Below are 3171 nucleotides of genomic sequence, written 5' to 3' on the forward strand. Positions count from 1 at the left end.
TAAGAAAAAAGGTATAGGAGACTTTAGTAAAATACCAAATGGTTGCCCTAGTGTACAGGACAGACTGGCCCTTTTATGGTCATATGGAGTAGCAAAAGGTAGGATAACTAAAGAAAGATTTGTAGATTTATTTGCAACGACCCCTGCAAAGGTTGTTGGACTTAGAGAAAAAGGCCAAATTGCTGTAGGATTTGATGCAGATATAGTTATATATGATCCTGAATACAAGGGAGAAATAACTGTAGAGAATAGTTACCATGAATCAGATTATAATTCTTTTGAAGGAATGGATATGATAGGAAGACCAGAAAAAGTATATCTAAGAGGAAAACTAACCGCTGAAAATGGTAAATTTGTAGGTGAGATAGGTCAAGGTAGATATATTAAAGCCAAACCATTTGGATTATGCTATGACGAATTTGAAGAAGCGGATAAAGAGAAAGCACATGCATAAATAAGATACAGATTTAAATGTTGTAAGTTTTAACTCGAAAAGTTCGTGTATTATTAAAAGTTAGTAGGTTTTCTTATTAAAACAGGTCTTGGAGTGCACTCCAAGACCTGTTTTATATGATGAGTTTCTATAAAGTTAAGGAATTTAATAAATTAATAAGAATAAATAAAAGATAAATATTAAGCAAAATATTCATTGAATTTTTTATGATTTTTGTACATATATTAAATATGTATTTAACATATGTGAGACTGATATCTTGTAAGACGCTCTATGTGCACATTAATAAAATTAATTATATTAGTGTGTATTCTGGCATGGTTATTGCAATTATATTATAGTAACTTTCATAATTGTATTTAGGAAACAGAATTTATCCTTAAGGAGGGGAATGGAATGACAGGATCTTGGCCAATTGATGCATTTATTATTGGAAGTATAATTATTATATTAGTACCATTAGGTGTATGGATCTATAAAGAAATATATAAGTCGAAAGGAAGTGTTACAAAGTGATTAATTGGATTATATTTATTTTTGCATCAGTAGGATTGATTGCAGTTGGGACATTTTCCGGTAAGAAAATAGGAGGAGCTGAGGCTGATAGTGAGGGGTTTCTGTTGGGAGCGAAGCAAGTAGGCGCTTTTGTAGGAGCAGGTACATTAATGGCAACAGGATATAGTGGATGGGGTTTTATTGGTTCTCCTGGCACAGCATATGCTTATGGTACTATTGAAGTTTTAGCAAATTTCTTCTTTGCTCCAGGAATTATATTTGGAACTTTATTATTTGCAGGTTTTATGGCTAAACAGGCTGAAAAGTCTGGTGGACTTACAGTTCCAGAGTATATGGCTGTAACACATAGAGGTACAGAAAAACAAAAAAGATTAGTACATTTTATAGCTGGGTTAGCAACATTTATTTTTCTTTCGGTATATATTATAGGACAAATTAGAGCTGTAGGACTTGCGGCCTCTGAATGGTTAAATGTTAGTGAACAATTAGCCTCACTGATGTTAATGTTGGTAGTTGTTATATTTACAATGCAAGGTGGATTATTAGCTGTAGCAATTACAGATACGATAATGTGTATAGGAATGTTAGTAGCCTCAGTGATTGTATTCTTTACAATCACAAAGGATATTTCAATTATGGATTTGATCACTCAAGTGGGCAAGCTGAATGGTGAATTGATTAATCCTACGACATCAATACCTTATGGTGGCGGCAAATATAGTGTATTCTTAGTAATGATATATACACTACTTTTTACTACTACATTACCTTATATGTCAGTACGATTTTTATCATTTAAAGAGGATATTAAGATACATAAATTAGCTTTAATAATGGTTCCAATGGGTATAATTTTAAGCCTAATTCCGATTACAGGTATTTATATGTATTATAAGAATCCAGGTTTAGCAAATCCTGATAGTGCGATGCCGGTTTTCTTAAATACTTTTTTACATCCAGCTATTGCTGGCTTAATTACACTTTTTATATTATTTGCAATGCTTTCAACCATAAGTTCAGTTTTGCAATCTTTAGCTTCATCATTATCTTATGATATATTAGTATCTATCTCTGGTAAGCAGTCAGATAAAGGAGAGTTTTATAATCGAATAGGAGTTTTGATAACTGCGGTATGGGCTATGCTACTTACATTTTTTGCACCCCAGGGAATGCTTAACCAAATTGCATATATTGGAACAGGAGGGCTAATATCTGCATTTGTAGGTCCAACAATTATGCGTGTAATAGTCGAGGCAGATTTACGGACTTGTTTTGCTTCTATGATAACAGGATTTATAGCAAATATAATATTAGTATTTGTATTTGATACTGGATGGGTAGAAGCACCTATTATTGCGGGATCGTTAGGGTCTGTCATATATATAATTATGGGTTATATAACAAATGGATGGAATAGAAGGCCTAAAGTGATAAAAACGAACTAAGATTAAATGAGAGTAAATCTAGATATTAAGGATATATGGAAAAGAGTAAATGATCAAGAAGATGCATCTTCTTGATCATTTACTAAACAATAATCCTATATAATATTTAGGATTATTGAAGAGCGTATAGAAACAATTATAGAAAGGTTCCGATGAAAGTTCTAGATATTATACTTTTTTGTTCTATACTCTAAATTTTGCCTACTTATTCCAAGTTTTCTTGCTGCAGCAGCCACATTCCCTTGGGTTTCATCAATTTTAACTTTAATAATTTGTTTTTCGATATTATTTATTAATGAGGTTAAGTCGCTATTTTCTAGTGCATTTGCCATGTTTTTTATAGAGAGGATATCATCACCTTTGTTATTTATTTCACTTCTAATGAGAAATACAGGGAGGTTTTCTTTTCGTATATATCGATCCCCTGTCGTAATTATCATACTATGCTCGATTAAGTGCTCTAATTCTCTAACATTTCCTGGCCAATTATGGGAATTAAATATTTCTTCAACTTCGGGTGTAACTCCTTTGATATTCTTATTTAACTTTATATTAAATTTATTTATAAATTTATCCACAAGAATTGGTATATCATCTAATCTATCTTTTAATGGGGGGATTACAATTGTAATAACACCTAGTCGATAAAATAAATCCATTCTTATATCATGGTTCTCGATAGCGTCTAATGGATGTATATTTAAAGCGCTTATTATTCTAGGCTTGACTATTCGCTCCCTAGTTTCACCCACTCGA

Annotated in this window: 3 protein-coding genes; 2 read left to right on the top strand and 1 reads right to left on the bottom strand. The window is 32.0% G+C overall.

What is annotated here, in order from left to right; genetic code table 11:
* The coding region (locus VK071_01015) for an amidohydrolase family protein (protein ID HLR33897.1) at positions 1 to 454 on the top strand (454 nt) is incomplete at its 5' end.
* Positions 455 to 966: 512 nt separating this feature from the next.
* On the top strand, positions 967 to 2415 hold the full coding sequence (locus VK071_01020) for a hypothetical protein (GenBank protein HLR33898.1): 1449 nt from the start codon (positions 967 to 969) through the stop codon (positions 2413 to 2415).
* Between the two features lie 161 nt (positions 2416 to 2576).
* Here VK071_01020 and VK071_01025 read toward each other — a convergent pair.
* Positions 2577 to 3171, bottom strand: a 595-nt coding sequence (locus VK071_01025; GenBank protein HLR33899.1) for a helix-turn-helix domain-containing protein, incomplete at its 5' end; no start/stop codon positions are given.

It is taken from the genome of Tissierellales bacterium (assembly GCA_035301805.1).
Lineage (GTDB): Bacteria > Bacillota > Clostridia > Tissierellales > DATGTQ01 > DATGTQ01.